This window comes from Mesorhizobium sp. M1399 (genome assembly GCF_040317735.1).
Classification (GTDB): Bacteria; Pseudomonadota; Alphaproteobacteria; order Rhizobiales; family Rhizobiaceae; genus Mesorhizobium.
Window position 1 is genome coordinate 46,384 of the sequence record NZ_JAMYKZ010000016.1, and the last position, 25,211, is coordinate 71,594.

At 62.0% G+C, this 25,211-nt stretch carries 21 protein-coding genes and 3 pseudogenes; 14 read left to right on the forward strand and 10 right to left on the reverse strand.

Annotated elements, in window-relative coordinates; translation table 11 throughout:
• The 9 genes from NKH05_RS25340 (at position 1) to dhaK (ending at position 8,271) form a co-directional block, all read left to right on the forward strand.
• Positions 1-1,113, forward strand: coding sequence for an ABC transporter ATP-binding protein (locus tag NKH05_RS25340; protein ID WP_353026325.1), 1,113 nt, complete (start codon positions 1-3; stop codon positions 1,111-1,113).
• On the forward strand, positions 1,106-2,119 hold the full coding sequence (locus NKH05_RS25345; RefSeq protein ID WP_353026327.1) for an ABC transporter ATP-binding protein: 1,014 nt from the start codon (positions 1,106-1,108) through the stop codon (positions 2,117-2,119). Before NKH05_RS25340 ends, NKH05_RS25345 begins: the two co-directional genes overlap by 8 nt.
• 67 nt (positions 2,120-2,186) lie before the next feature.
• Positions 2,187-3,830, forward strand: a complete 1,644-nt coding sequence (locus tag NKH05_RS25350) for a dihydroxyacetone kinase subunit DhaK (protein WP_353005337.1) — start codon at positions 2,187-2,189, stop codon at positions 3,828-3,830.
• Between the two features lie 81 nt (positions 3,831-3,911).
• A complete protein-coding gene (gene dhaL / locus NKH05_RS25355) occupies positions 3,912-4,514 on the forward strand; it encodes a dihydroxyacetone kinase subunit DhaL (protein ID WP_352717824.1) in 603 nt (200 codons plus the stop codon).
• A complete protein-coding gene (dhaM, locus tag NKH05_RS25360) occupies positions 4,511-4,900 on the forward strand; it encodes a dihydroxyacetone kinase phosphoryl donor subunit DhaM (protein WP_006325214.1) in 390 nt (129 codons plus the stop codon). The genes dhaL and dhaM overlap by 4 nt, the downstream gene beginning before the upstream one ends.
• 23 nt (positions 4,901-4,923) lie before the next feature.
• Entirely contained in the window at positions 4,924-5,226 is a 303-nt protein-coding gene (locus tag NKH05_RS25365; protein WP_352717826.1) for an HPr family phosphocarrier protein, read from the forward strand.
• Complete coding sequence (gene ptsP, locus NKH05_RS25370; protein ID WP_353026329.1) at positions 5,210-6,826, forward strand: phosphoenolpyruvate--protein phosphotransferase; 1,617 nt, start codon at positions 5,210-5,212, stop codon at positions 6,824-6,826. Before NKH05_RS25365 ends, ptsP begins: the two co-directional genes overlap by 17 nt.
• A 9-nt stretch (positions 6,827-6,835) precedes the next feature.
• Complete coding sequence (locus NKH05_RS25375; protein ID WP_352790627.1) at positions 6,836-7,258, forward strand: hypothetical protein; 423 nt, start codon at positions 6,836-6,838, stop codon at positions 7,256-7,258.
• Between the two features lie 26 nt (positions 7,259-7,284).
• On the forward strand, positions 7,285-8,271 hold the full coding sequence (dhaK, locus tag NKH05_RS25380; RefSeq protein ID WP_352790629.1) for a dihydroxyacetone kinase subunit DhaK: 987 nt from the start codon (positions 7,285-7,287) through the stop codon (positions 8,269-8,271).
• 282 nt (positions 8,272-8,553) lie between these two features.
• Here the strand turns inward: dhaK and NKH05_RS25385 are convergent, their stop codons facing one another.
• Positions 8,554-9,351, reverse strand: a complete 798-nt coding sequence (locus NKH05_RS25385; RefSeq protein WP_352790630.1) for a DUF2259 domain-containing protein — start codon at positions 9,349-9,351, stop codon at positions 8,554-8,556.
• A gap of 171 nt (positions 9,352-9,522) precedes the next feature.
• Between NKH05_RS25385 and NKH05_RS25390 the strand changes: the two genes are divergently transcribed.
• Both NKH05_RS25390 and NKH05_RS25395 read left to right on the forward strand, forming a co-directional pair.
• Positions 9,523-11,430 (forward strand): propionyl-CoA synthetase, encoded by a 1,908-nt coding sequence (locus NKH05_RS25390; protein ID WP_353026332.1) that lies wholly within the window; start codon positions 9,523-9,525, stop codon positions 11,428-11,430.
• Between the two features lie 128 nt (positions 11,431-11,558).
• Positions 11,559-12,323: a metallophosphoesterase family protein gene (locus NKH05_RS25395; RefSeq protein WP_023717973.1), complete on the forward strand. Its 765-nt coding sequence runs from the start codon at positions 11,559-11,561 to the stop codon at positions 12,321-12,323.
• Positions 12,324-12,425: 102 nt separating this feature from the next.
• On the opposite strand, the gene NKH05_RS25400 is transcribed toward NKH05_RS25395, so the two are convergent.
• Entirely contained in the window at positions 12,426-12,593 is a 168-nt protein-coding gene (locus tag NKH05_RS25400) for a Thivi_2564 family membrane protein (RefSeq protein ID WP_023717974.1), read from the reverse strand.
• Positions 12,594-12,815: 222 nt separating this feature from the next.
• On the opposite strand from NKH05_RS25400, the pseudogene NKH05_RS25405 reads away from it, so the two are divergent.
• Positions 12,816-13,148 (forward strand): annotated as a pseudogene (locus NKH05_RS25405) (BA14K family protein); the annotation flags it as partial.
• A 109-nt stretch (positions 13,149-13,257) separates the two neighbouring features.
• Here NKH05_RS25405 and NKH05_RS25410 read toward each other — a convergent pair.
• The gene (locus NKH05_RS25410) at positions 13,258-13,446 is read right to left on the reverse strand and encodes a hypothetical protein (protein ID WP_352495744.1); all 189 of its coding nucleotides are present in this window, start codon (positions 13,444-13,446) and stop codon (positions 13,258-13,260) included.
• Positions 13,447-13,610: 164 nt separating this feature from the next.
• Positions 13,611-14,651: pseudogene (locus NKH05_RS25415) on the reverse strand (sensor histidine kinase).
• A 166-nt stretch (positions 14,652-14,817) separates the two neighbouring features.
• Between NKH05_RS25415 and NKH05_RS25420 the strand changes: the two are divergent.
• Positions 14,818-16,098 (forward strand): glucoamylase family protein, encoded by a 1,281-nt coding sequence (locus tag NKH05_RS25420; protein WP_023717977.1) that lies wholly within the window; start codon positions 14,818-14,820, stop codon positions 16,096-16,098.
• A gap of 65 nt (positions 16,099-16,163) precedes the next feature.
• Here NKH05_RS25420 and NKH05_RS25425 read toward each other — a convergent pair whose 3' ends face one another.
• The 6 genes from NKH05_RS25425 to NKH05_RS25450 all read right to left on the reverse strand — a co-directional run bounded on the left by NKH05_RS25425 (position 16,164) and on the right by NKH05_RS25450 (position 23,776).
• Positions 16,164-18,584 (reverse strand): polysaccharide biosynthesis tyrosine autokinase, encoded by a 2,421-nt coding sequence (locus tag NKH05_RS25425; RefSeq protein WP_352548918.1) that lies wholly within the window; start codon positions 18,582-18,584, stop codon positions 16,164-16,166.
• 149 nt (positions 18,585-18,733) lie between these two features.
• The gene (gene galU / locus NKH05_RS25430; protein WP_352483974.1) at positions 18,734-19,630 is read right to left on the reverse strand and encodes a UTP--glucose-1-phosphate uridylyltransferase GalU; all 897 of its coding nucleotides are present in this window, start codon (positions 19,628-19,630) and stop codon (positions 18,734-18,736) included.
• 76 nt (positions 19,631-19,706) lie between these two features.
• Positions 19,707-20,657, reverse strand: a complete 951-nt coding sequence (locus tag NKH05_RS25435; protein ID WP_023717979.1) for a glycosyltransferase family 2 protein — start codon at positions 20,655-20,657, stop codon at positions 19,707-19,709.
• Positions 20,647-21,597 carry a glycosyltransferase family 2 protein gene (locus NKH05_RS25440; RefSeq protein WP_023717980.1) on the reverse strand — a complete coding sequence of 317 codons (951 nt, stop codon included), beginning with the start codon at positions 21,595-21,597 and terminating at the stop codon, positions 20,647-20,649. The genes NKH05_RS25435 and NKH05_RS25440 overlap by 11 nt, the downstream gene beginning before the upstream one ends.
• The gene (locus NKH05_RS25445) at positions 21,597-22,592 is read right to left on the reverse strand and encodes a glycosyltransferase family 2 protein (protein ID WP_352483973.1); all 996 of its coding nucleotides are present in this window, start codon (positions 22,590-22,592) and stop codon (positions 21,597-21,599) included. Before NKH05_RS25445 ends, NKH05_RS25440 begins: the two co-directional genes overlap by 1 nt.
• 11 nt (positions 22,593-22,603) lie before the next feature.
• Entirely contained in the window at positions 22,604-23,776 is a 1,173-nt protein-coding gene (locus tag NKH05_RS25450) for a glycosyltransferase family protein (RefSeq protein ID WP_023717982.1), read from the reverse strand.
• A gap of 292 nt (positions 23,777-24,068) precedes the next feature.
• Here NKH05_RS25450 and NKH05_RS25455 point away from each other — a divergent pair.
• Positions 24,069-25,121: pseudogene (locus NKH05_RS25455) on the forward strand (polysaccharide pyruvyl transferase family protein); the annotation flags it as partial.
• Between the last annotated feature and the right edge of the window lie 90 nt (positions 25,122-25,211).

The window sequence follows — 25,211 nt, forward strand, 5'->3', positions numbered from 1 at the left end:
ATGGCCGAGATCAGGGTCGAACATCTGAGAAAGGCATTCGGCGATTTCGTCGCCGTGCAGGATTCCAACTTCGTCGTCGAGGACGGCGAATTCTTCGTCATGCTAGGGCCGTCGGGCTGCGGCAAGACGACGACGCTTCGTATGATCGCCGGGCTCGAACTGCCGACCGGCGGCAAGATCCTGCTTGGCGGCGAGGACGTCACCATGCGGCGTGCCCGCGAGCGCGACATCGCCTTCGTATTCCAGCTGTTCGCGCTCTATCCGCACATGAATGTGAGGAAGAACATCGGCTTTCCGTTGCTGGCGCAAGGCATGCCAGGCGCTGAAATCCGGGTCAGGGTGGAAGAGACGGCGAAGCTTTTGCGGATCGACCATCTGCTCAACAAATCCGTCTCCGGGCTTGCCGGCGGCGACCGCCAGCGCGTAGCGCTCGGCCGCGCCATCGTGCGGCGGCCAAAGTGTTTCCTGATGGACGAGCCGCTCGGCACGCTCGACACCGAATTCCGCGACCTGATGGTCCATGAGCTGCGCGACCTGCACAACCGCATCCACGCCACCACCGTCTATGTCACGCATGACCAGATGGAAGCGATGTCGATGGCCGACAAGATCGCGGTGATGAACCATGGCGTCATCGAGCAGTTCGGCACGCCGCGCGAAATCTACGACCGGCCGGCAACGATGTTCGTCGCCGACTTCATCGGCTCGCCGCCGATGAATTTCCTCGGCTTCGGCGGCGGCCTTTCAAAGGGCGCCAGGGAAATTGTTGTGCAAGGCGCGAAGGTGACCGTGCCGGAGGTGCGGGAGGATATTGCGCCGGCCGAGATGGCGCTTGGCATCCGGCCGGAGCACATCCGTTTCGATGACGCTTCGAAGCTGCGCGGCGCCATTTATGGCACCGAATATCTCGGCACCACGCAGATTGTGGCGGTGGAGACGGCAGACGGCATCATCAAGGCCAGGGTACCGGCCGAAATCCGGCTCAATCCGGGCGATCATGTCGGCCTGGCGCTGAGCAGCGCGCGGCTGTCGCTGTTCGCAAAAGGATCCGGCCGTGCGGTGCGCACCGAAATCCATGAGTCGGCCTCCCAGGGGAGAGCGCATCATGGCTGACGTTCACATCAAAGGCGTGACCAAGGTTTTTGGCGAGCATGTCGCCGTCGACAATCTCGACCTGCATATCGCCGACGGGGAATTCGTCGTGCTGCTCGGGCCGACTGGCGCCGGCAAGACGACGACGCTCAGGCTGATCGCTGGGCTGGAGCGGCCCGAAGCGGGCTCGATCCATATTGCCGGCCACGACACGACGACGCTGTCGCCGGCCGAGCGCGACACCGCTTTCGTGTTCCAGCAATATTCGCTCTATCCGCATCTGTCGGTCTACGACAACCTCGCCTTTCCGCTACGCTCGCCGGCGCGCAAAATGCCGGAGGATCAGATCCGCCGCCGCGTCGAGGACGTGGCCAAGATGGTGCGCATCCACCACAAGCTGAATAATCGCTCGACCAAACTGTCGGGCGGCGAGATGCAGCGCGTCGCCATCGGCCGCGCTCTGGTGCGCAAACCGTCGATCTACCTGATGGACGAGCCGCTGTCGTCGCTCGACGCCAAGCTGCGCGCCGATCTCAGGCTCGAGCTGAAGCGCATCCAGGCCGAACTCGGCGCTACAATGCTCTACGTCACACACGACCAGATCGAAGCGATGACCATGGCCGACCGCATCGGCATCCTCGCCGACGGCGTGCTGGTGCAGATCGGTTCGCCGCGCACGATCTATTCTGAGCCGGCAAACCTTCACGTCGCGGCAAGGCTAGGCCAACCGGCCATCAATTTGTTGCCGGTCGGACTGCTGCCGGATGGCGGCGCGCCGGCGGGAACCAAGACGATCGGAGCGCGCACCGAACATCTTTCGATCGAGAAGGCGGCGAACGGCCATGCCGACGGCGTCGTCGATTGGGTCGAGCATCTCGGCGACCAGAACCATCTGCACGTGACGGTGGGGACCAGGAAGCTGGTGACGCTGACCGACCCCGACACCGACCTGGCGCAGGGCGACAAGATCATGATCCGCTATCGCTCGCCGCTGTATTTCGGCGCCGATGGGCGACGGCTGATGTGAGCGCTGCGCGAGTGTTTTCCTGGCACCTTTCAACCGGCAATTTCGGGCACCGGACTGGACCAATTCGATGAAGCATTTTTTCAATCGCAGGGATACGATCGTAACTGAGGCACTGGACGGCTTTCTCGGCACGACCGGCGCCGGCGATCTCGCTCGCCTCGACGGCTATCCCGAAATCAAGGTCGTCCTCCGTGCGGACTGGGATAAGAGCAAGGTCAGCATCATCTCCGGCGGCGGGGCCGGGCACGAACCCGCGCATGCCGGCTTCGTCGGCGTGGGCATGCTGACGGCGGCAGTATCAGGCGAGATCTTTGCTTCGCCGAGCGTGGAAGCAGTATTGGCCGCCATCCGCGCGGTAACCGGTCCCGCCGGGTGCCTGCTGATCGTCAAGAACTACACCGGTGATCGCCTCAACTTCGGCTTGGCAGCCGAGAAGGCGCGCGCCGAAGGCTTCCGCGTCGAGATGGTGATCGTCGCCGACGACATTGCCCTGCCGGATATTGCCCAGCCGCGTGGCGTTGCCGGCACCTTGTTCGTGCACAAGATCGCCGGCCACCTGTCGGAAGCCGGCAACGATCTGGCGACGGTTGCCGCTACGGCGCGGGCCGCGGCGGTGGACATCGTTTCACTCGGCATATCGCTGTCGTCCTGCTCGATCCCCGGCCAGAGCCATGACGAAAGATTTGGCGCCGACGACGCCGAACTCGGCCTCGGCATCCATGGCGAACCGGGCGTTGAGCGGATTGCGGTGCAAAGTGCCGAAAGGCTGGTTGCGATCATGTCGGAGCGCCTTGCCGCGCGGCTCGATCCCGCCAGTGACTACGCCTTGCTGATCAACAATCTCGGTTCGGTGCCGCCGCTGGAAATGTTGCTTGTCACCAATGCGGTGTTGGCTTCACCGCTGGCACGAAAGGTGACGCTGACGATCGGGCCCGGGCAGCTTATGACGGCGCTCAACATGAACGGCTTTTCCCTGTCGCTGATCCGGCTCGATGCGCCTCGCGAAGTAGCCTTGCGGGCGCCGGTCGGCCCTCACGCCTGGCTGCCGGCAAGAGCCGTTCGCCCAGTGAGCGTCGTGCCGGTAGCCAAAGCCACCGGCCCGAACAACGCGTCAAAAGCCAGCCAGGATGCACGCACCGAGCAGTTGGTTGTCGCGGTCTGCGAACGGCTGATCTCGCTTGAAGGCGCGTTGAACGGACTGGATGCCAAGGCGGGAGACGGCGACACCGGATCGACTGTGGCGGCCGGTGCGCGGAGCGTGCTTAGCCGCCTTGAGACACTGCCGCTCGCCGACCCTGCCGCAACGCTCGCCACCGTCGGCGACATCCTGAGTACCAGCATGGGCGGCTCCAGTGGCGTGCTGCTGTCGATCTTCTTAACCGCCGCCGCGCAGGCGTCGAAATCTGGCGAAACGCTTCCCAAGGCGCTTCTCGTCGGCCTGGATCGGATGTCCTTCCATGGCGGAGCGAGGGTCGGCGATCGCACGATGATCGATGCCCTGGAACCCGCCTTGAGGGCGTTGGATAGCGGCAGTCTGGAGGACGCGGCGGTCGCGGCGCGACGCGGCGCCGAGGCCACCGCGGCCATGCGCAAGGCCAAGGCCGGGCGGTCCGCCTATATTGGCAGCCAGCTCGACGGCGTGGTCGACCCCGGCGCCTTTGCCATCGCCGAGGTCTTCACTGCCCTCGCTGCGTTGCTCGAACCCGCTTGACTGGGGAAAAGAATGCTTCAATTGCCGGATATGCAATTTTCTCGTACTGCCGGCAGCGCGGAGGCCAGGAGCATGGGTGATATGGCGGTAGCGGATCTTTCCAGGCTAATCGAGGCGGCGGCAAACACCATCGCCGCCCATGCCGAAGAGCTGACCGGGCTCGACCAGGCGATCGGCGACGGCGACCATGGGCTCAACATGAAACGCGGCTTCGAGGCCGTGCGGGCCGAGGCCGGCGCGTTCGCGGCAAAGCCGTTGCCCGAGGCGCTGAAGGCGGTCGGCACCAAGCTGGTGATGACCGTCGGCGGAGCCTCCGGACCCCTGTTCGGCACGCTGTTCATGGCGCTCGGCAAGGAGATTTCCGCCGCGCCGGATCGCGCCAATCTGGCTGCGGCCTTCGGCAAGGCGATCGAAGCGGTGGCCGCCAGAGGCAAGTCGCAGGCCGGGCAAAAAACCATGCTCGATGTGCTGCAGCCGGTGCATGAGGCCCTGCTGCAGGGAAGGGCGGCAGCGGACATCGCCGAGGTCGCTGACAACGCAGCCGAGGCGACCGTGCCGATGAAGGCGTTGCGTGGGCGCGCCTCCTTCCTTGGCGACCGTTCGATCGGTCATATGGATGCCGGCGCACGCTCGACCGCGCTTCTGGTGCGGGCCGTAGCCGAGATAATCGAGAGGCGCGCATGAGCAATGTCGGCATCGTCATCGTATCGCATTCGCCGCTGGTCGCCGAAGGCACCGCCGATATGGTGCGGCAGATGGTCGGCGACGAAGTGCCGCTTGCATGGTGCGGCGGAAACGGCCATGGCGGGCTGGGAACCAATGTCGAGGCGATCATGGGCGCCATCGACAAGGCCTGGTCGGAGGCGGGTGTCGCCATCCTCGTCGATCTCGGCGGCGCCGAGACCAATAGCGAGATGGCGGTCGAGATGATCGGCGAACCACGCGCCCAGAAGATCATCGTCTGCAATGCGCCGATCGTCGAAGGCGCGGTGATGGCGGCGACCGAGGCTTCCGGCGGCGCCTCGCTCAGGGAAGTGGTAGCGACGGCGCACGAATTGTCGCCGTCGTGAAACGAACGGGAATTTTGACAAGCATGTCCGCAGCAGCCGAAGCCAGCGTCCTGATCACCCATGAGGTAGGCCTGCATGCGCGTCCTTCGGTGAAGTTCACCAAGCTTGCCAAGACGTTTTCGGCCGAGGTCGAAGTGGCGGTCGCCGCCAACGGGCCGTGGTACGACGCCAAGAGCATCGTCAAGGTGATGGCGGCCAAGGCGCCGAAAGGCACTGTGCTGCATATCCGAGCCAGAGGCGACGGCGCCGGCGAGGCGGTCGACGCGCTGGTCGAGCTGGTGCGGCGCGATTTCGACGAGGGCAAGGACCATGCCCGAACCGCTTAGGCTGCAGGGCATTTCGGCATCGGCCGGCTATGCCGAGGGGCCGCTGTTCGACCTCGACCAGGCTGCTGTGCGTTATGTCCGCAAGGCGACGGCCGCGGACGAGAAAGCGGCGCTTGAGGTCGCCATCTCCATTGCCGCAGGCCGGCTCGCGACATTGATCGAAACCAGCGACAGCGAGGCGGCCGGGATCCTCGAATTCCAGCTCGCCATGCTGGAGGACGACGCGCTGACCGGCCCGGCTTTTTCGCACATCGCCGAGGGCATGGCTGCTGATGTGGCTTGGCGAACAGCGCTCGACGCCGAGATCGCCGGCTACGAAACATCCGAGCAGGACTATTTCCGGGCGCGCGCGGCCGATATGCGCGATATACGCGACCAGGTGCTACGCGCGCTGACCGGGGGCGGCGACATTGCCGCGCCGGCGGGTGCGATCTTGTATGGCGAGGATATCGCACCGACGCGCTTCCTCGAGACCGACTGGAGTGCCGGCGGCGGCATCGCGCTTAAGGCCGGAAGCGCCGCAAGTCATGTCGCAATGCTGGCACGCTCGCGCGGCGTGCCCATGGTGGTGGGGCTTGGGCTCGTGGGGCGTGGGGTAGCCGGGCCTGGTGCTTCGCCGGCTCACCTTGCCGGAATCGCACTGCTCGATGCCGAACATGGCGGCATCGTGTTGGGGCCTTCGAAAGCGGAGATCGACGCGTTCCGGCGATCGTCGTCGTCTTTCGCGGCGCATCGCGGCAAAGCGGCAGCCTATCTGACAAGGCCGGCGGCAACGAAGACCGGCATAGCGATCGGGGTGCAGGTGAATATCGCCGATCCGTCCGATGTAGACAGCATCGATGTCGCGACGTGCGACGGTGTCGGGCTGATGCGGACCGAATTCCTGTTCGGCAAGACGCTGCCGCACGAGGAGACGCAATATCACGCCTACCGCAAAGTGCTGGAATGGGCCAGCGACAGGCCGGTAACAATCCGTACCGTCGATGCCGGCGGCGATAAGCCTGTGCCGGGCCTGACCGTCGAGGAAGGTAATCCATTCCTTGGCCTGCGCGGGATCAGGCTGTCGCTGGCGCGCCCAGAGGTCTTTCGCGTGCAGATCCGCGCCTTGCTCCGCGCCGCCATGCACGGCAATCTGAAGGTGATGTTCCCGATGATCGCCGTTCCGGAAGAGTATGAACGCGCCACCGCGCTGTTCGCTGAGGAGCAGGCTGACCTTTTGGCGCGCGGCATCGCGCAAAAAATGCCGCCACTTGGCATCATGGTCGAGGTGCCTTCGGTGGCGATTGCGCCGGAGGCATTCGCCAGGGCCGCCTTCTTCTCGATCGGTTCGAACGATTTGACCCAATACGTGATGGCCGCCGCTCGCGATAACATTTCGGTCGCACATCTGAATTCCGTCAGGCACCCGGCCGTACTCCGGCTGATCGCGTCGGTTGCCGCCTTCGGGCGCGAGCATAATATCCCGGTCAGCCTGTGTGGCGATGCCGGCGGCGACCCCGCCTCGATCCCGGCGCTGCTCGAAGCCGGCCTGCGTGACCTCTCCGTCGCTCCCGCCCAACTCGCGATGGCCAAGGCGGCCATCGCGGACGTTTCGATCTAGGGCCCCGGCATGGCAGACAAGGCGTCGCAATCCGGCCCCGAAGAGACTATCCGCGCCTACAAGACGATCCTGTCGCAGGTGATCGACCAGCGCCCATCCGGCATGCGCCAGCGCCTCGCCGACGCGCTCGGCAAGCACCGCAGCTTCGTCACGCAGATTTCCAGCCCGGCCTATTCGACGCCGATACCATCGAAGCATTTGCCGGCTATCTTCTCCGTCTGCCATTTCAGCCCGGCCGAACGTGATCATTTCCTTGAAGCATATCATCGGGCGCATCCGGGAAAGATGTCGCTGGCCGCAGGCATGCGGAAGACACGCCATGTCTCGCTGATCGTTCCCGATTTCGGCGACGATAAGCAGAATGCGGCGCTCGACCGGGCGGTCAATGATTTCATCCAGAAGATCACCAGCATCGCCGGCAAGGGCAGCTGACGCTGGGCTATTTCGGGAGGACAGCCATGAAGAAATTTCTGAATTCGGTCGACACGGTGCTGACCGAGAGCCTCGACGGCTTCGTTGCCGCGCATGCCGACATTCTGGCGCTTGGCGAGGAACACAAATTTGTCCGCCGCAAGCTGCTCAAATCGGGCAAGGTGGCGCTGATCTCCGGTGGCGGCTCGGGTCACGAGCCGCTGCATGGCGGGTTCGTCGGGCACGGCATGCTGGATGCCGCCTGCCCCGGGCAGGTGTTCACCTCGCCGACGCCGGACCAGATGATGGCGGCCGTGGAAGCCGTCAATACGGGCGCCGGCTGCCTGTTCATCGTCAAGAACTACGAGGGCGACGTGATGAATTTCGACATGGCCGCTGAAATGTCGGAAGGCGTGATGCAAATCGTGACCAATGACGACGTCGCGGTCGAAAACTCGTCCTACACCACCGGCCGGCGCGGCGTCGCCGGTACGCTGGTGGTCGAGAAGATCGTCGGCGCGGCGGCCGAACAAGGCATGCCACTGGAGTCTTTGAAGGCGCTGGGCGAGCGCGTCAACGGCGCAACGCGCTCGATGGGCGTGGCGCTGACCAGTTGCACCGTGCCGGCGGCGGGCAAGCCGACCTTCGACATCGGCGACGGCGAGATGGAGTTCGGGGTCGGCATCCATGGCGAGCCCGGAAGGCGGCGCGACACGTTGAAGAGCGCCGACGCTATCGTCGAGGAGATCTGTACCGCGATCCTCGGCGATCTGGGCGACGGCGCCAAAGGCCGGGCGCTGCTCTTCGTCAACGGCTTTGGCGGCACGCCGCTGATGGAGCTTTATCTGATGTACAACAGCGCCCGCAAAACCTTCGAGAAGCACGGCGTGACGGTGACCCGGTCGCTGGTTGGCTCCTATGTGACTTCGCTCGACATGGCCGGCTGCTCGATCACGCTGAGCATGTTCGACGCCGAGACGGCAGTGTTTTGGGATGCGCCTGTGCACACCGCCGCGCTGCGCTGGGGCATGTAGCGGCGGAGAATGCCTCAGAGATAGTCGGTGATAAGACCGACAGCAGCAGCGTGGTGCATCGCCAGACTGTTGTCCTCCTCACCCTAGGTAAGATAAGGGACTCAGCGGGCTTGCGGAGTTGGGGCATGCGTTACAATTGGGATCGGGCGCCGACAGGTTTCGAGCGTCATGGGAAAATGCTGGCAGCCGCCTTGCTGATCGCCGGCGGGGTTTGCCTCATGCTCGCTGCGCTGCCGCTTTAGGAATCAACTCGAGTAGCAGATTATTTCTCAGCGGGTTGTCTCAACGCGCCTGCCCTGTCACGGCTATGAAACGGCGGTCACGCCCTTCAAATCCCTGGCTGAAACGCTGCACGAGTACGACAAGCACGCCTGCTTTGCGGTCGGGGGTGAATGCGTAAGATTCCGACAGGCTGTAGGAAGTCGGGCAATTCCTCGAACCCGGCACCGCCCTGTCCTCATGCAGCAGCTTGATCGGCTTGCCGTCCTGACCCTGCAGCGTCAGGCGAAAGCCGAGCGCCTTGCCGGTCGTTTCGCCTTGCTGCGTCCTGTCGAAACTCGATGAACAATCCGCCGTGCTGTCGGCAAGGATCTGGTCGAGCTGGATGGTCGAGATGCCAAGCTCGTCATAAGTCGGCCAAAGCCATTTCTGCGAGACTTGCTCGAGGCGCGCAATGTCGTTGTAGGCGACCATGTCGTCGGGAAAGGTGAATTTGTCGAAGCCCGTCCGCTCGCCGCGCAGTGCGATGGCATATTTGGCCAGCAACGGCGCTGCCAGCTCGGCGGCCTGTGCCCTCGCCTGCGCAAGTGTCAGCGTCGAATCCTCCGTCTCGTCAACGATGAGGATCGGCTTGCCGCCGACGAACTCATCGGTGCGGGTGTCGATGATTTCGATCTCCGACCAGCCCGAATCCGAAGCACCGGCATCGAGCGTGCCGTACTGCTCGAAGGCGAAATAGTTGCCGTCGGGCGAAAAGCCGATGATGCGCCGTGCCGCCGCATCGCCGGCCTGAGCAGCTGAAGCGAGTGCGAACGCCAGCGTCGCAACGACGGCAAATCCAAGCTCGTATCGCAGTTTCATCGCGCCCTGCCCCCAATGTCGAAAATTCGGCCGTATCAGCCCCGCAGGCCACGACGACCCTGCATTTGCGGCCGAATTAGACCGACGGCAAACGAAAAGCACAAATACATGGTTACAGAAAGCAGCATACGCTATTTCAAGGACAGCAAACATTCCTGGGGAGCAAGCTGGATGGCGTCACGCTACCACGAGGTCTATGATGGCTGGAAACGCGACCCGGAAAAATTCTGGGCCGATGCCGCCGGCGCAATCGACTGGTTCTCGCCCTTCGAGACCGTGTTCGATGCCAATGCCGGCGTCTATGGCCGGTGGTTCAATGGTGCCTCGTGCAACACCTGCTTCAATGCCGTCGATCGTCATGTGGCGGACGGCCGCGCCGACCAAATAGCGCTTATTCATGACAGCGCGATTTCGGGCACAATCAAGAAATTCACCTATGCCGAGTTGAAGCGCGAGGTGGTTGCACTGACCTCGGTACTCAAGAATCGCGGCATCCACAAAGGCGATCGCGTCATCATCTACATGCCGATGGTGCCGGAAGCAGCCTTCGCCATGCTTGCCTGCGCGCGGATCGGCGCCGTGCATTCAGTGGTCTTCGGCGGTTTTGCCTCACATGAGCTCGCCACGCGCATCGACGATGCCAAGCCGAAGCTGATCATCTCGGCGTCCTGCGGCCTGGAGCCCGCGCGTGTCGTTGCCTATAAGCCGCTGCTCGACAAGGCGATCGAGATGTCGCGGCACAAGCCCGAAGCCTGCCTCATCCTGCAGCGCGACCAATTGCGCTGCGAGCTCAGGGAAAACTACGACATCGACTATGCCGACGCTGTGGCGCGGGAGCGGGCCGCGGGTGCCAATGTCGACTGCGTTCCGGTGCTTGCCACCGATCCGCTCTACATCATCTACACGTCCGGCACGACCGGCCAGCCAAAGGGCATCGTGCGCGACAATGGCGGCCACATGGTCGCGTTGAAATGGTCGATGGAAAACGAGTTCGGTGTGAAACCCGGCGAAGTGTTCTGGGCGGCTTCGGACGTCGGCTGGGTGGTCGGCCATTCCTACATCGTCTACGGCCCGCTGCTGCATGGCTGCACGACGGTGCTGTTCGAAGGCAAGCCGGTCGGCACGCCCGATGCCGGCACCTATTGGCGTGTGATCGCCGAGCATGGCGTGGTCGCACTTTTCACCGCGCCAACCGCCTTCCGCGCCATCAAGGGACAGGACCCGAGGGGCGAGTTCGTCCCGAAACACGATCTGTCCCGGTTCCGCACGCTGTTCCTTGCCGGCGAGCGCGCCGATGCGGAAACCATCAAATGGGCCGAGCAGAAATTGAACGTGCCGGTGATCGACCACTGGTGGCAGACCGAGACCGGTTCGCCGATGACCATCAATCCCGCCGGACTGGGCCTGCTGCCTGTCAAATACGGCTCGCCCGGCATGCCGATGCCCGGCTACGACATTCGCGTGCTCGACGATGCCGGGCATGCGGTCAAGCGCGGCACACTGGGCAACGTTGTGGTCAAACTGCCATTACCGCCCGGCTGTCTGCCGACGCTGTGGAATGCCGACGAGCGGTTTCGCCAAGCCTATCTCGAGGAGTTCCCCGGCTTCTACAAAACGGCGGATGCCGGCATGATGGACGAGGACGGCTATCTCTATGTCATGGCCCGCACCGACGACATCATCAACGTCGCCGGCCACCGGCTGTCGACCGGCGCCATGGAGGAGGTGTTGGCCGCGCATCCCGACGTTGCCGAATGCGCCGTCGTCGGCATCGCCGATGCGATGAAAGGCCAGGTTCCGCTCGGCTTCGTCGTGCTGAATGCCGGCGTCGACCGCGACGCGGGCATCATCGAAAACGAGGTGGTCGCGCTGGTGCGCGAACGGATCGGCCCGGTCGCCGCCTTCAAGACGGTGGTGACGATCAAGCGCCTGCCGAAGACGCGCTCCGGCAAGATCCTGCGCGGCACCATGCAGAAGATCGCCGACAAGGAGAAATGGAGCATGCCGGCGACGATCGACGACCCCGCCATCCTCGACGAGATCACCGCCGCGCTGAACGGCCGTGGCATCGGCCTGTAGGACGCCGAAGCCGAGTTGCGTCCGAAGCTCCGGTATGGAACGACCGGTGCCAGACATGGTATCCACGCGCTGCGTCGCCATGTTGTTTCGAGATCGAGGCGCATTCATAGCCATACGAGACGCCATTCGTGACCTTGTTCCAGCGATCGAGAAAGCCCCGGACCGTGGCGCGCCAGCGGCTCGAGATGGATCTGCAGGACACGGTCGTCTATGCGATCGGCGACGTGCATGGCTGCTATAAGGAGCTTCGCTCCCTGGAGCAGAACATCCTGGTCGATTCTGCGTCTTTCGAAAGGCGCAAGCTCATCATCATGCTCGGCGACTACGTCGATCGTGGCCCCCAGTCGGCGCGCGTGCTCGATCATCTGCTGGCGCCGCCACTCCAAGGCTTCCAGCGCGTCTGCCTTGCCGGCAACCACGAAGTCGTGATGCTGAACTACCTCGACGGGATCATTTCGAGAGAATCGTGGCTGGCGATAGGTGGCCTGCAAACGCTGTTTTCCTACGGCGTTGATCCGTCGCGCATGGCCGATCTCTACGGTTCAAGCGAGGAGGTCGACCGGCGCATCCGGGAGATCATTCCAGCCGGCCATGTCAGCTTCATGCGTGCGCTGCCGGTCATGGTCTATTCGGCCAAATTCGTGTTCGTACACGCCGGCATCAGGCCCGGCATCGAGCTGGCCGCGCAAGACGAGGACGACCTGCTCAACATCCGCTCGGAGTTCTTCGAAGCCGCGCATCTTCTCGAACGTTATGTCGTGCACGGGCATACGCCGGTCGACATTCCGAAGCTTGAGGGACGCCGGCTTGGCATAGACACCGGCGCCTTCCAAACCGGCCAGCTGGCCGCCCTCAGGATCGTCGACAACCGCGCGAGGCTGATATTTTCCTAGAGCGGGAAGGTCTCAAGCCGCCTGCTCATGAGTGGGTGTAAAGCGCTGGGTTGTCTTGCTCGCTCGGACGCCAGCAGCGTCGCATATCCCAACCGTGATGGCTTAAAACACTGCGAGGTACTTCAGCAGCGAAATGATGCCAATAATGATCACGACAATCTGGGCAATCTGACGAGTGCGACCATCAAGCGGCAGCCGATTGACCAGATACAGCACCAGAATGATGACAAGGAAAGTGATCAGAATGCTGATCAACGGAGTGCCGGCCATTGTCCCTCACTGTATGAAACGTAGAAAAAAGCCAGCACACCGCGTCGAGTGAAGATTGCCCATGCTTGTTCGAGCCGTAGCACCTGACAAGTGATTCGAACAGCCTGGCTGGCGGTGTCGAAGGCTGTCTGGCACGCCACAGAACCTTAACCTCTTTAAATCGTTTTAAATCCGAGAAGGGATATCAACCATTCCTTCAAAGGAGATTTATGAACAAGATATGTGGCGACGGTCGACTACAAGCCGTGGATGAAGCGGAAATCCAACCGCAATCGCAATTTTTCGCGCAACGATGGCGTAAACTGGATCGGTCATCGCGGCTATCGTGAATACCATCGCGGTTATCGCCGTCATGGTGACTACTGGTTTCCTCTGGCGGCCTTCGCTGCCGGCGCGGTGATCAGCGGCGTGATCATTAACAACAACCAGAACCCGGTCGATCGCGGCGATTCGCATGTACAGTGGTGCTACGACCGAGACCGGAGCTATCGAGCTTCAGACGATACATTCCAGCCTAGCTATGGCCCTCGGCAGCAGTGTAATTCGCCGTACTGAAACGTAAGGTTTTTGACCGCATCAACAACCTCGCATCGCGCGGGGTTTTCGTAGCGGCGCCAAGGCGGCGATGGAAAAGCGAAAGTAGCGTGGATCTCGGCTTGAGTGTCTATTCCAGACGGAATTCGACAGCGTGCGCTTCAGCCTCGGCAATGAGGCCGCCGTCGACGGCGGCTTCGAACGCTTTGGCAAAATACTGATCATCGGAAGTCTGGTGATCCTGGCCCGAAAGATCGATCGGATACGCGCCGATCACCCGGCCCGTAATTTTCTCGATTACTGTCACCGTCCGCTGCATTGGTTTCTTCTTCAATTAAACGGAACCTATAGCACAGAGAATAGGAACATCAGCGGCAGCCGCTCGCGAGCGGCTTCGCAACGTTCGAGCTACACCACCTGAGGGGACACGACCTTCAAGGCGATATTCGGAACAGCCGCTTGAAACGCATGCCAAGCACCAAACTATGCTGCTTTCGGCATCCGCGACGTGAACGTCGCTCTGGTAATGGCAATCGTCGTGCCAGTATTGCCCGTGACCGTGTCAATGCGTGCTTCAAGCTGTTTAACAAGCGCCTCCACGATCGCTGTCCCCAGTCCCGCACCTGGAATGTCGCGAACGGGTTTGCCCCACCCGTTGTCCAATACGGTCAACTTCCAATCCTCAGCATCGGTCTCATAGGTCACCAAGATCAGCGCATCGACCTTTTCTGTCGAGAATGCATACTTGATGGCGTTGAGAACGAGCTCGGTCACGATCAGGCCAAGGCTGACCGCCTTCTGGGAGTCTATCCTTCCATTTTCCGCCATAACGTTTACAGCAATAGCCTGTGCTTCCCCGATCATCGAAGCGGCCAAACTACTGCAAAGCTTCGACAGATAAGAACCAACCTCGATTTCGTCGGCACCGGTTGAGGCATGGAGATGCCGCTGCACTTCTGCTACCGACAGCACGCGTTGATGGGCATCCTTCAGGTGCTGCCGCGTTTCATCTGAGGTGACGGACCGGGCCTTCAGCAGCAAAATGCTGGCGATGATCTGCAAGCTGTTGGCGACCCGGTGCTCCATTTCGCGCAGCAGCACATCTCTGCCGCAGCAGGTCTTCGGTGCGGCCGAGAAGTTCTTCCTTTTCCCTTTCTATGGCGCGGCGCGCCGTGATGTCATTGAAGGCGAGCAGGATGGTCGCGGCTGAACTGTGGTCGTAAAGGACCTTCCGCGCGTTGAGCAGCATCGTGCGCCGGCCGATATCGGGGAAATCATGCTCGACCTCGAAGCCGTCCATGGCGGTCTTCTCGGGAATGATCGTCTCCAAGAGCAGGTGAAGCGCTGGAATGTCCCACTGGCCGTCGCCCAGCGCGTAGAGCAGCGAGCCGTGCGTCTGCTCGGGGTCGACCCTGAAGGTCTGATAGAAGGAGTGGTTGGCCGCCAGCACGCGAAAGTTCTCATCGAGACGATGGCCTGTGCCAGCGTCTGCGCGTCTTCGATATTCGCAATGGGATGGAACATAGGCTTCGAGGCCAATCCAGGGGCTGTTTCCCCTTGATTTTCTTTCTACCGGGTCGCCAGGCACCTGTCGCGAATTGAATCGGCCTGACACGAGTGAGCGGCCGGTCCGTGCGCACAATTGTTTTAGGAATGGCCTTAGGACACCCGAGGCACTAACACCGGCTCGATGATTCCAGCACTCGACCTCCCGGAAAATACTCTCGAGCTCGACGATGATGCGCTGTTGGATGTCGTGCAGCGGCAGACGGTGCGCTATTTCTGGGAAGGCGCGCATCCCGTCAGCGGTCTTGCCCGCGACCGGCAAAAGACCACAGGTGATCCTGCCAACGATCTGGTGACGATCGGGGGGGCCGGTTTTGGCATTGCAGCCATCATCGTTGCGGTCGAGCGGGGATGGATCGACCGCACCGTGGCTTTGCTGCGATTGCACGGCATGCTCGATTTCTTGGAGAACTCCCCGCGCTACCACGGCGTTTTTCCGCATTTTATCAACGGGCGAACTGGTGCGACGATCCCGTTTCGTCGCAAGGACGACGGCGCTGATCTCGTCGAAACCACCTTCCTGTTTCAGGGTCTGATTTGCGCCCGTGAGTATTTCGCCGGGATGACAACTGGCGAAGTGCGCCTGCGCCAGCGCGTGGACGCGCTGTTGCTACAGGCCGAATGGAACTGGTTTACACGCGGCGCTCGGCAACTCATGTGGCATTGGAGCCCTAATTTTGGCTGGGCGATGGACAGCCCGATCAGGGGTTGGAACGAATGCCTGCTCACTTTCGTGCTGGCGGCGGGATCGGCGCGCCACCCTATTGATCCGGGAATCTATCACGAGGGTTTTGCTGTAGGACCTGGCTTTCGAAACGGGCGCGACCATGACGGGATCGTGCTGCCGTTGGGAATGAATTCTGGTGGCCCGCTCTTCTTTTCGCACTATTCTTTCTGCGGGCTCGATCCCCGGGGCCTAAGTGACCGCTACGCCGATTACTGGCAACAGAACGTCAGTCATACGCAGATCAATTATCGGCATTGCGTTCGCAATCCCCATAGCCATTTGGGATATGGACCGGACTGCTGGGGTCTGACCGCGAGCCATGGGCCGCGAGGATACGTCGCGCATGCACCCGACAGGGACTTTGGCGTGATCACTCCGTCTGCTGCCCTGTCGAGCTTTCCCTATGCCCCGGCGGAGGCGATGCGCGCACTGCGTGGCTTCCTGGGCAAGCCTCGAAAACGCATATGGGGCCGCTTCGGCTTTGTTGACGCGTTTTGCGAAAGCCGCAACTGGTACTCCCGAACCTATCTGGCGATCAATCAGGGGCCGATCATCGCGATGATCGAGAACCATCGTACAGGGCTGTTGTGGCGGCTTTTCATGAGGGCGCCGGAAGTGCGCAGAGGCTTGGAGAGGCTTAGCTTCATCAGCAAGCATCTCAGAATGTCAACACCCTAATAGATCTTTGCGACGCCGGGTGATTCCGCTTCGGTGCAAAAATGCTCGAAACGCGCGGACCGCACTCAGGCAGCCGCCTTTGTGCGCGCTTCCGATTTTTCCAGATAATAGCTCGAATATTTGTCGAAGAATTTTTCCGAGCCGCCGATCGCGCCATACTTGGCGAGTTTCTTCAGCTCGACCTTGTTCAGGACCGCGCCAATGATCTTCTTCGCGATATAGGGTTCCGAGCTGAGCATCGATTGCACCATCGCACGCGGCGTGCGTCCCCACTCGGTGACCAGCACGAAGCCGTCGACAAGCGGAGCGAAGGCCTTGGCGTCGACGACGGGCCCGAGCGGCGGCAGATCGACGATGATGTACTCGAAGGTTTCCTTCGCGTTGTCGATGAAGCGCCGCATGCCGGCCGAAGACAGAAGCTCGCTGGTATGCGAAAACTGGCCACGCAGGACGGCCGGGATGATCGCCAGTTTGGTCTGCCGGTCGATCTTGCCGACCGACTGCCAGGTCTGCCCGCTCACCACCGCTTCCATCAAGCCCTGCTCGGCCTCCATGCCGAGGCTGCGGCTGAGGCCGGGATTGCGCAAGTCGCCGTCGATCAGCAGCGTTTTCGATCCGTTGGCGGCAAGCAGCCCGGCAAGATTGGCCGCCACCGTCGACTTGCCTTCGCCCGGAAGCACCGAGACCACGCCGATGACCCGGCTGCCCTGGCCTTCTATCACGACGTCGAAGGCGATCTTTGCGTTGCGCAGCGTCTCGGAGAACATCGATGCCGGTGCATCGACGGTTACCCGCATGCGCGCACGTTTTTCGGCTGCCGACAATGTTTTGGAGGGCTGGGATTTGGAGGACTTGACGGTCTTGGATTCAACGACTTTGACGTCAGGCTGACCGCCATTGCGCTGGTCATCCTTGCCAGCCTTGCCGATGACCGGGAGATAGCCGAGGAATTTGAGGCCGACACGGTCGCGCACATCCTCGCCGGTCCTGAAGAAGCGTTCCCTGAATTCATTCAGACCACCAACCCCTGCCCCCATCATTATGCCAAGCGCCAGCGAAAGCCCCAGCACGATGGCCGTTCGCGGGGTTGCGGCCGACTGTGGCATCGTCGCGTCCGAGATGACCCGGATCTTGCCGACTGGGAAGGATTGCTGTTGGGCGGCCTCCTCATAGCGGTTCAGGAATGTCTGGTAGAGTGTCGAGAGCGCCGTCGCCTTCTGGTCCAGTTCACGCAGCTTGACCTGCGACTGGTTGTCGATGGAGCTCTTGCCTGCCGCCAGGGCGACATTTGCGCGGAGCGCGGTTTCGCGCGCCAGAGCGACCTCGTATTCGTTGCGGTAGCTTTCGGTCAGTTGCTTCAGCTCGCCGAAAATCTGCGCCGATATGTCGGCCTTCTCCTTGGCGAGCGCGACGGCCTGCGGATGTTGCGGGCCGAAATTGGCTTCGACGTCCTGCTGCCGCTTGGCGACTGTGAGATAGCGGTTCTTCAGCGTCGTGATGACGGAGCTGCTCGGCTGGTCGTTCGATATCGCGGCGTCCTTGAACGCATTGTCCGACCCGCTTTCGACGATCGACTTGTACTGCTGATAGCGGGCGCCGGCACGTGCGGTATCGGCCTGTGCGACGATCAGCTGAGTGTTGAGATCGGACAGTTGCTTGTCGCTGATCAGCTGGCCGTCATTGACGGCCAATCCATGTTCGGCCCTGAACTTTTCGACCGCCAGTGCGGCCGCCTGGGAGCTCTCACGAAGCTCGGTCAGCCGGCCCTGCAGCCAGACAGCCGCCCGCTCGGTCGCGTCGAAGCTGGCATCAAGCTGATCGGCGAGATAGGCGTCGGCATAGGCCTTGGTGATGGCGGTCGCAAGCGCCGGATCCGTCGCCTGAAAGGAGATGCTGATGACAAAGCTTCGGCCGATCCGCTCGGCATCGAGTTGGTTCTGCAGTTTGAAGATTGCGTAGTCGCGGGACGACGACGATGCGGTGATCGCGTCACGCGTCGCGGCATCAAGCTGAGTGACATCGGTTGTGCTCGCGGCGCGCTTGGGGCGGACAGACTGGATGATACCGCGTACAAAGCTTGCGACCTTAGACAGGGCCGATGTCGGAGGGTTCATGAAAGCGTCGTTCTGATCGAGCTTCAGCTTGTCGACGACCACCCCCGCCAGCCTGGCCGACTGTAGAATTTCGATCTGGCTCAGAACGGCGGAGTCGGTCTGCATGCTGACCGACGCCGCCGAAATATCGTCGACGACCTTGTTCAATCCTTCGTCGATCAGCACGCTGCTCGTCGCCACATAGGTAGGAGGCGTGGTCTGCAAATAGAGCACGCCGAGAAAGAGACCGATGATGGCGCAGGCGGCAACCACTTTCGCCTGCCGCGCGGCCATGCCAAGCAGACGCTCGATGTCGATGAAGTCTTCGGCGTTTGCCGCACTCGAAGTCGGCAATGGCGTCCTCTTGTCGACAGGAAAATTGGCATAGTTCATCTTCGGTCCAATTCTAGTTTGCAGGCGCTACCGCCTCGAAGATCGGCACATAGGGTGCAAACCTTGCGCCGGACAGTGCGCGTTACGCGCGGCGCAACGGCCTGTCCTGCGTCATCAGCCGCACCCACAATGCCTCGAAAAAATGGACATTATGCGGCTTCTTCCCGACGCTGATGCGACCGGACGAATTCCTGCAGCATCTCGAAGATCGGACCCTTCATGTCCTCACGCGCCAGCGCGAAAGCGACATTGGCCTGGATGAAGCCCTCCTTCGAACCGCAGTCGAACATGCGGCCGTTGAAAGGCTGGGCGAAGAAGGCCTGCGTCTGTGCGAGACGCACCATTGCGTCGGTCAGTTGGATCTCGTTGCCGGCGCCGCGTTGCTGGCTGCCCAGCAGCGAGAATATCTCGGGCTGCAGGATGTAGCGGCCGTTGATGTAGAAGTTCGACGGCGCGTTGGCCGGTGCCGGCTTTTCGACCATGGCCGTCACCTCGAAGCCGGTGCCGACATCCGCGCCGCGCCCGACAATGCCGTATTTGTTGGTCTCGGTCGGATCGCAACGCTCGACGGCGATAACGTTTGCGCCAGTCTGCGCATAAAGATCGGCGACTTCGGCAAGACACCCTCGCCCGCCAAAGGACACCATATCCGGCAACAGCAACGCGAAAGGTTCGTCGCCGATGACCTCTCGCGCGCACCAGACGGCGTGGCCGAGGCCTTGCGGCGACTGCTGACGGATGAAGCTCGTCGCGCCGGCGACGGGAAGCAGGCTCTCGAGTGATTCGAGCTGCGCCTTCTTGCCGCTCTGCTCCAGGGTTCCGATCAGTTCAGGATGCAGATCGAAATAGTCCTCGATCACCGCCTTGTTGCGGCCGGTGACGAAGACGATGTGCTCGATGCCGGCCTCGAATGCCTCGTCCACCGCATATTGCACCACAGGCTTGTCGACCACCGGCAGCATTTCCTTCGGCATGGATTTGGTCGCCGGCAGGAACCGCGTTCCAAGCCCCGCCACCGGTATGACTGCCTTCCTGACTTTTTTCATTGCATGTTCCTTCTGAGGAGATCGATTTCAACCCTGTCGCAGGCGGCGAAATTTGTCTTCATTCGCCTGCAGCCCTTTACCTCCCCGCCACCACGGCAAACTGTGCCGCTACCCTTCGCAGCCGGACGGCGATCGGCATGCTCATATGCCGAACCGCCGCCGGATCGCTGAGCGCCGTCCATATCGCCTTGAGCGGGGACCGCGCCTTGATGTGCTGAACCAGCGACAGGAATGATGCCGCCCGCCGCAGGCTGCGAGCGCGCCTGGCGAACGCCGCCGCGGCCGCAGCATCCATGGAATGGGTCGCGGCGAAGGTGGCATCGGCCCGGCGCATCGCCTCGACGTGATGAAGTTCGAGCACCCGGGAGATGGAACCGGTGCGAATGTGGTAAATATAGCCCGTCGTCGGCTCGACCACGCATTTGCCGCCTTTGGCCAGAGCACTGGCCAGGAGGATGTAGTCTTCGCCAATGATCAGGCTTTCATCGTAACGAAGCCCGTTCTCGTTCAGGAACCGGCGCTGGAAGATCGGCTTGAGATAGCCGAGATTGAACCTCGATTCGAAGAGGACATTGCCGCCGATGTAATCCGCCAGCGAGATTTCACTGAGCCCTTCCAGATAGTCGGCCGGGAACATCGTCTCTTCCGCAACGCCGTCCTCCCGAACGACCTGCAGATTATCGACCGCGATCTCGGCGCCGGCTTTTTCCGCGCGTTCGATCATGGTGCAGATTCGCCCGGGATAGACCGCGTCGTCGGAATCGAGAACCGCTACCCACCTGCCGCGGGCAAGCTCAAGGCCGGCATTCCTGGCGCCGCCAGGCCCACGGTTTTGCTCAAGCGCGACAACGCGTACGATGTCTTCGGGGTAGGATCTCGCCAGGTCGAGCGTCCGGTCGCGCGACTTGTCGTCGACGACGATGACCTCGAGGCTGACATTGCGCTGGGCGACGGCGCTGGCAATCGCCCGATCGATGGTCGCCTCGGCATTGTAGGCGGCAATCACGAAGCTCACGTCAGGCTGCACGCTTGCCCCCTTGCTGCGGCGAAGACAGGCCGTATTGGCGGATTTCACGAACCCCGACGAGGCCGCTGACGACGCCGACATGCATAATGCCGCGAAGGACGCTGCGGTTCCGTCGGACGGGGTCGATGGCGACCGGAATTGCCGACAGGAAACTATAGCCGGCCTTTGCCGCGGCAATGCCGACCTGCTTGAGCCGGGCAAGGCCGCGCGCGTTGCGCCCCAGGAGGTGGCCATGCGTCTGTCCGACGCGGAACCGGCGGCGGCCGAGCCAGTCGAATGCCGCCCTGGCAGGCGGCACGACTTCATCGACCCAAGCCTCTGGCGAAAAGGCGATACTGCCGCCGGCCTTGACCATCTGGTCGAAGAATTCCGTATCTTCGCCGCCGGTCTGGCCACGTGCCAGGCTGAAGCGCCGGCCGCGCAGGCTCTCAGCGCCAATTCTGAGCAGGACGTTGCAGGTGTAGCCGGTGCGGATCTCGCCGCGCACCCAGACCGGCGAGGTCGAGTGGAAATCGCCTTTGCGCATCCAGTCGGGCGCATCCGGCAGGTAACGGGCTTGCACCGGCCCGAGCACGGCCGCAGCACCAGTTGCTTCCACCGCCGCCACCAGTTCGGCAAGCCAGCCAGCGGTGGCCGTCTCGTCGTCGTCGATAAAGGCGACGAAATCCGCCGCACTGGCATCGAGGCAAGCGTTGCGCGCGATCGAAATGTTGCGGGCCGGGGCGTGCCGGTAGGTCACCGGCAGCTTCAACTCCCCCGCTAGCTTGGCGACCAGCGTTTCGGCCGTCGGCGTATCGTCGTTGTCCGCGATGATGACACCGACATCGAATCCCGCGGGCATATCCATGGCTGCTACGGAGCGGAGCGTGTCGACAAGCTCCGGCCGGCGAAATGTGCAGACGCAAATATCGATGCTTCGATTTTTCTTGACCGGGTCCATCACGCTACCCCGCGCTGCGGTCGCGGTGCTAGCAGCTGCAGCCAGAAGCCGACCGACCAGCCGAAATGCATGACCATTGCCGAGACCCCGGCAAGCGCAATGTCGGGTTTGCGCTGACTGACCGCGGTCCAGAAGCCGTAGCCAAGGCAGACCGAGACCCATAGCAAAAGCGGCACGGCCGCCAGCCAGTGGACGAAGGAAAAGGCGGCGAGAAGAACCACGGGAAACACCAGAAGCGGCACCATCTGCCGGATCTTCGGGATCATGCGGTGCTTGAGAACGTTCTTCGCCCGGCCGCGGCCATAGCCGAGATACTGAAAATAGAGGCCCTTCAGCGAGGAGCGCGGGTAGTAGACCATTTGTGTCTTACCGGTCATCCAGATCCGGTAACCGGCCTGACGGAGCCGATAGTCGAGTTCGGCATCCTCATTGTGGCTGAACGTCTCGTCATAGCCGCCGACCGCGGTGAAGGCCGATATCCGGATCAGCGCATGGTGGCCATGATCGACCCATTCCCCCGCCGAAAGGTGCCGATGCTTGGAGCCGCCGGTGCCGAGCCTGGAATTCTGGGCCGCGGCCGCCGCCTTCTGCACCATGCCGCTGCCACTGGTCAGCATCGAGACGACGACCGAATCCGCCCCGGTGGCCTGCGCTTCTTCGACCAGCCGGTCGCAATAGTCGGCGGGATAGCCGCCATGCGCGTCGATGCGAATGAGATAGTCGACGCCCTCCCCGAACCTGGCAACGGCGAGATTGATCGCCGCGCTCTGCAAACGCTTTTCATTGTGGAGCAGGACCACCCGCTGATCTTTTGCGGCGATATCCGCGACGATCGTCCTGGTGCCGTCCGTACTGCCGCCATCGGCAACGATGATCACGGCGCCCAGCCTCTTGGCCGCAGGGCGGAGCTCTCGAAGCAACGCGCCGATATGGGGCGCTTCGTTCAGGCACGGAACCACGATCATGCAGGATGGGAGCGTTTCGGTTTGCGTCATCGGCCGTCCTTCTATGCCAATGCTTCGGCAGCATATGGACCGGGCGCCGCGGCAAGGCCGCGGAGTTTTTCGACGAGCGCCCGGCAATCGGCGCGGTCGTAGCTCCAGGTGCGCGGATTGCGGGCGAGAACACGTGCCCTCAATGTCTCGAACCGATGCTGCTCCATGGTGCCGAGGGCAGCTTCGAGCGCCTCGGGCGTGGCTTCTGGCAAAAGAACGCCGATGCCTTGCCGATCGAGGAACCGGCCGGTCTCGGTGTTGCCCATCGAGATCGGCACGGCTCCGAAGCGGCAGCCCTCATAGAGACGGTTGGGCAGCAGCCATTCGGAATTCAGGCCCTGCTCAAAAAAGTCGATGGCCCAGGAAAAGTGAACCTCGCGGTAGATCGCCGCCATATCCTCCGGATTGCGATAGGGTCCGCCAAACGAGAGCCAGGGTTCCGATTCAACAAAACCGTGGAAATCGGGAAATTCGGACAACGCCGGGCGGCCTCTGAGGACGATTTCGAAGCGGCCGTCGAGGCGGCGCGAAAATTCGGCCAGAAGCTCCAGGGAGCGGCGGCAGCGGAGCGCCCCGAACCAGCCGATTCGCCAAGGCGGCGCAACAGGATTCTCCTCCGTCATGCGGTCATCCAGGGAAGCCGCGGCTGGCTCGAAATACTTGTTTTCGAGCAGTTCGACCGGCGCGGCAATCTGTCCGAACGGCTTGAAATAGTTGGCGATGAAGGCCGGAGAGCTGGTCACCAGAAGCTTCACATCCCTGGCCAGGAAGCGTTCCGCACCGCGCATCGCCCAGCCCAGCGGATCGTCGCGAAGCAGCAGACGATGGATGTCGAGGCACTCGTAGACGATCGGCACCGTTGCCTGGAAAGCCGACCTGGCGCGCCGGGCAAGCGCCAGCATTTCCAAATTGCGCGCGATAATGAGGTCGGGCCGTTGCATTGAACCCAGCTTGGAGCCGGTCGAGACCACCGCCTTCATGATCGCCGCCAGACGCTGGGCGAATCGGCCATCACGCGTCGGGCCGAGATCGATCGGCTGCAAGCCCTCGACATCAGCAACCGCGCTTGCCGTTCGACGAAAGCCCGCCAGCGTAACCTGGGCGCCGCCTGCCTTGAGCATTATGATCCGCCGGCGCACTGCCGGGTCGGAGACGTCGTGTACCAAGTACAAGACATGCAGCATGAAAACTCGACCGCTGTTGGCCCGCCCGCGACAATGCTAGTACAGCTCTTGCTGCATCGCAACATTTTTGGTTGCAGCGTAGCAAAGATCCACATTTTTTGTTGCACTGCAAAATCGATGGGTTAATCTCGCTCTGCTTGGGCCGCATGGACCGCGCGTTGGCCCTGCCATTGGGCTGCGCGCCAATAATCACGACGCGAGGACCATCCTTGGCGTGCAGCATTTTCGGCCAACCCGCACCTCGGCATCCGTCGACCGAACCGCGGGACTACTCACGAAATGAGGTCATTCAATGAAGATCGCGGTTGAAAACACCGTCTGCCTGAATACCGGAGACGCAGCGATTCTCCTGGCGATTCGCCATGTTTTCAAGACGATCGTGCAGGACGATATCCAGTTCTACGTCTTCGACAGCCAGCCGGAGGTGGCGGCGAGGCTCTACACGAAGAAGGAGTATCCAGATCTCGAATTCCACAAGCTGCTGTCGGAATCGCTGTTCCGCTACAAATACGGCAGTGGGCTGAAGAACCTGTTCAAGCCGATCTACAATCGGCTCGTACTCAATGCCCTGCGGCGGTTCGGCATCCGCGGCGTTCTCGGGCGTTTGTTCAGCTCAAGCAATCGCCGTGGTCTCAAGATCTACAAAGACGCCGACCTCGTGGTCACGACAGGCGGAACCTATCTCGTCGAGACCTACAATCTGGAACGGCGCCTCAATCAATTCCGGATCGACGCGATTCTGGGCAAGGACCCGGTCTTCTTCACGCAATCGCTCGGCCCGTTCAACAAAAGTTACAATCGCCAGGAGTTGAGCCCGATCTTCGACCGGAGCCCGCTCATCCTGCTGCGCGATGAACGTTCGAGAGGCCACATTGTGGACATGGTGAAAGACCCCGGCAAATGCCACGTCGTGGCCGACGCCGTCTTTGCGCTGGCCGATACCGACAGGATCGGAAGTTTTCTGGCCTCCGGCCAGTCGGCGACTGTCACCGGCCGCGTCGCCATTTCCGTCCGTCACTGGAACTATGTCAGCGACGGCGAGGGCGGCATGCGCCGCTACATCGACTCGATCCGCGAGATTGCGACCATCCTGGTCAGGGACCACGCCAAGCAGGTGACCTTCGTCTCTACCTGCCAGGGCGTGCCGGAATACGCCCATGACGATTCCAAGACGGCGCGGGCGATCGTTGCCGAACTCGATCCGGAGATCGCCAAGCATGTGAGCGTGGACGCTTCGTTCCACACGCCGGAGCAACTGATGGCCCTGGTGAAAGGCTTCGACTTCGTCGTCGCGACGCGCATGCACATGATGATCATGTCGCTCTGCGTCGGCACGCCGGTGCTGCCGATCGCCTATGAATTCAAGACCAAGGAACTCGCCAAGCGGATCGGCGTCGCCGACCTGCTGCTCGACATCGACACGGTAACGCCCGAG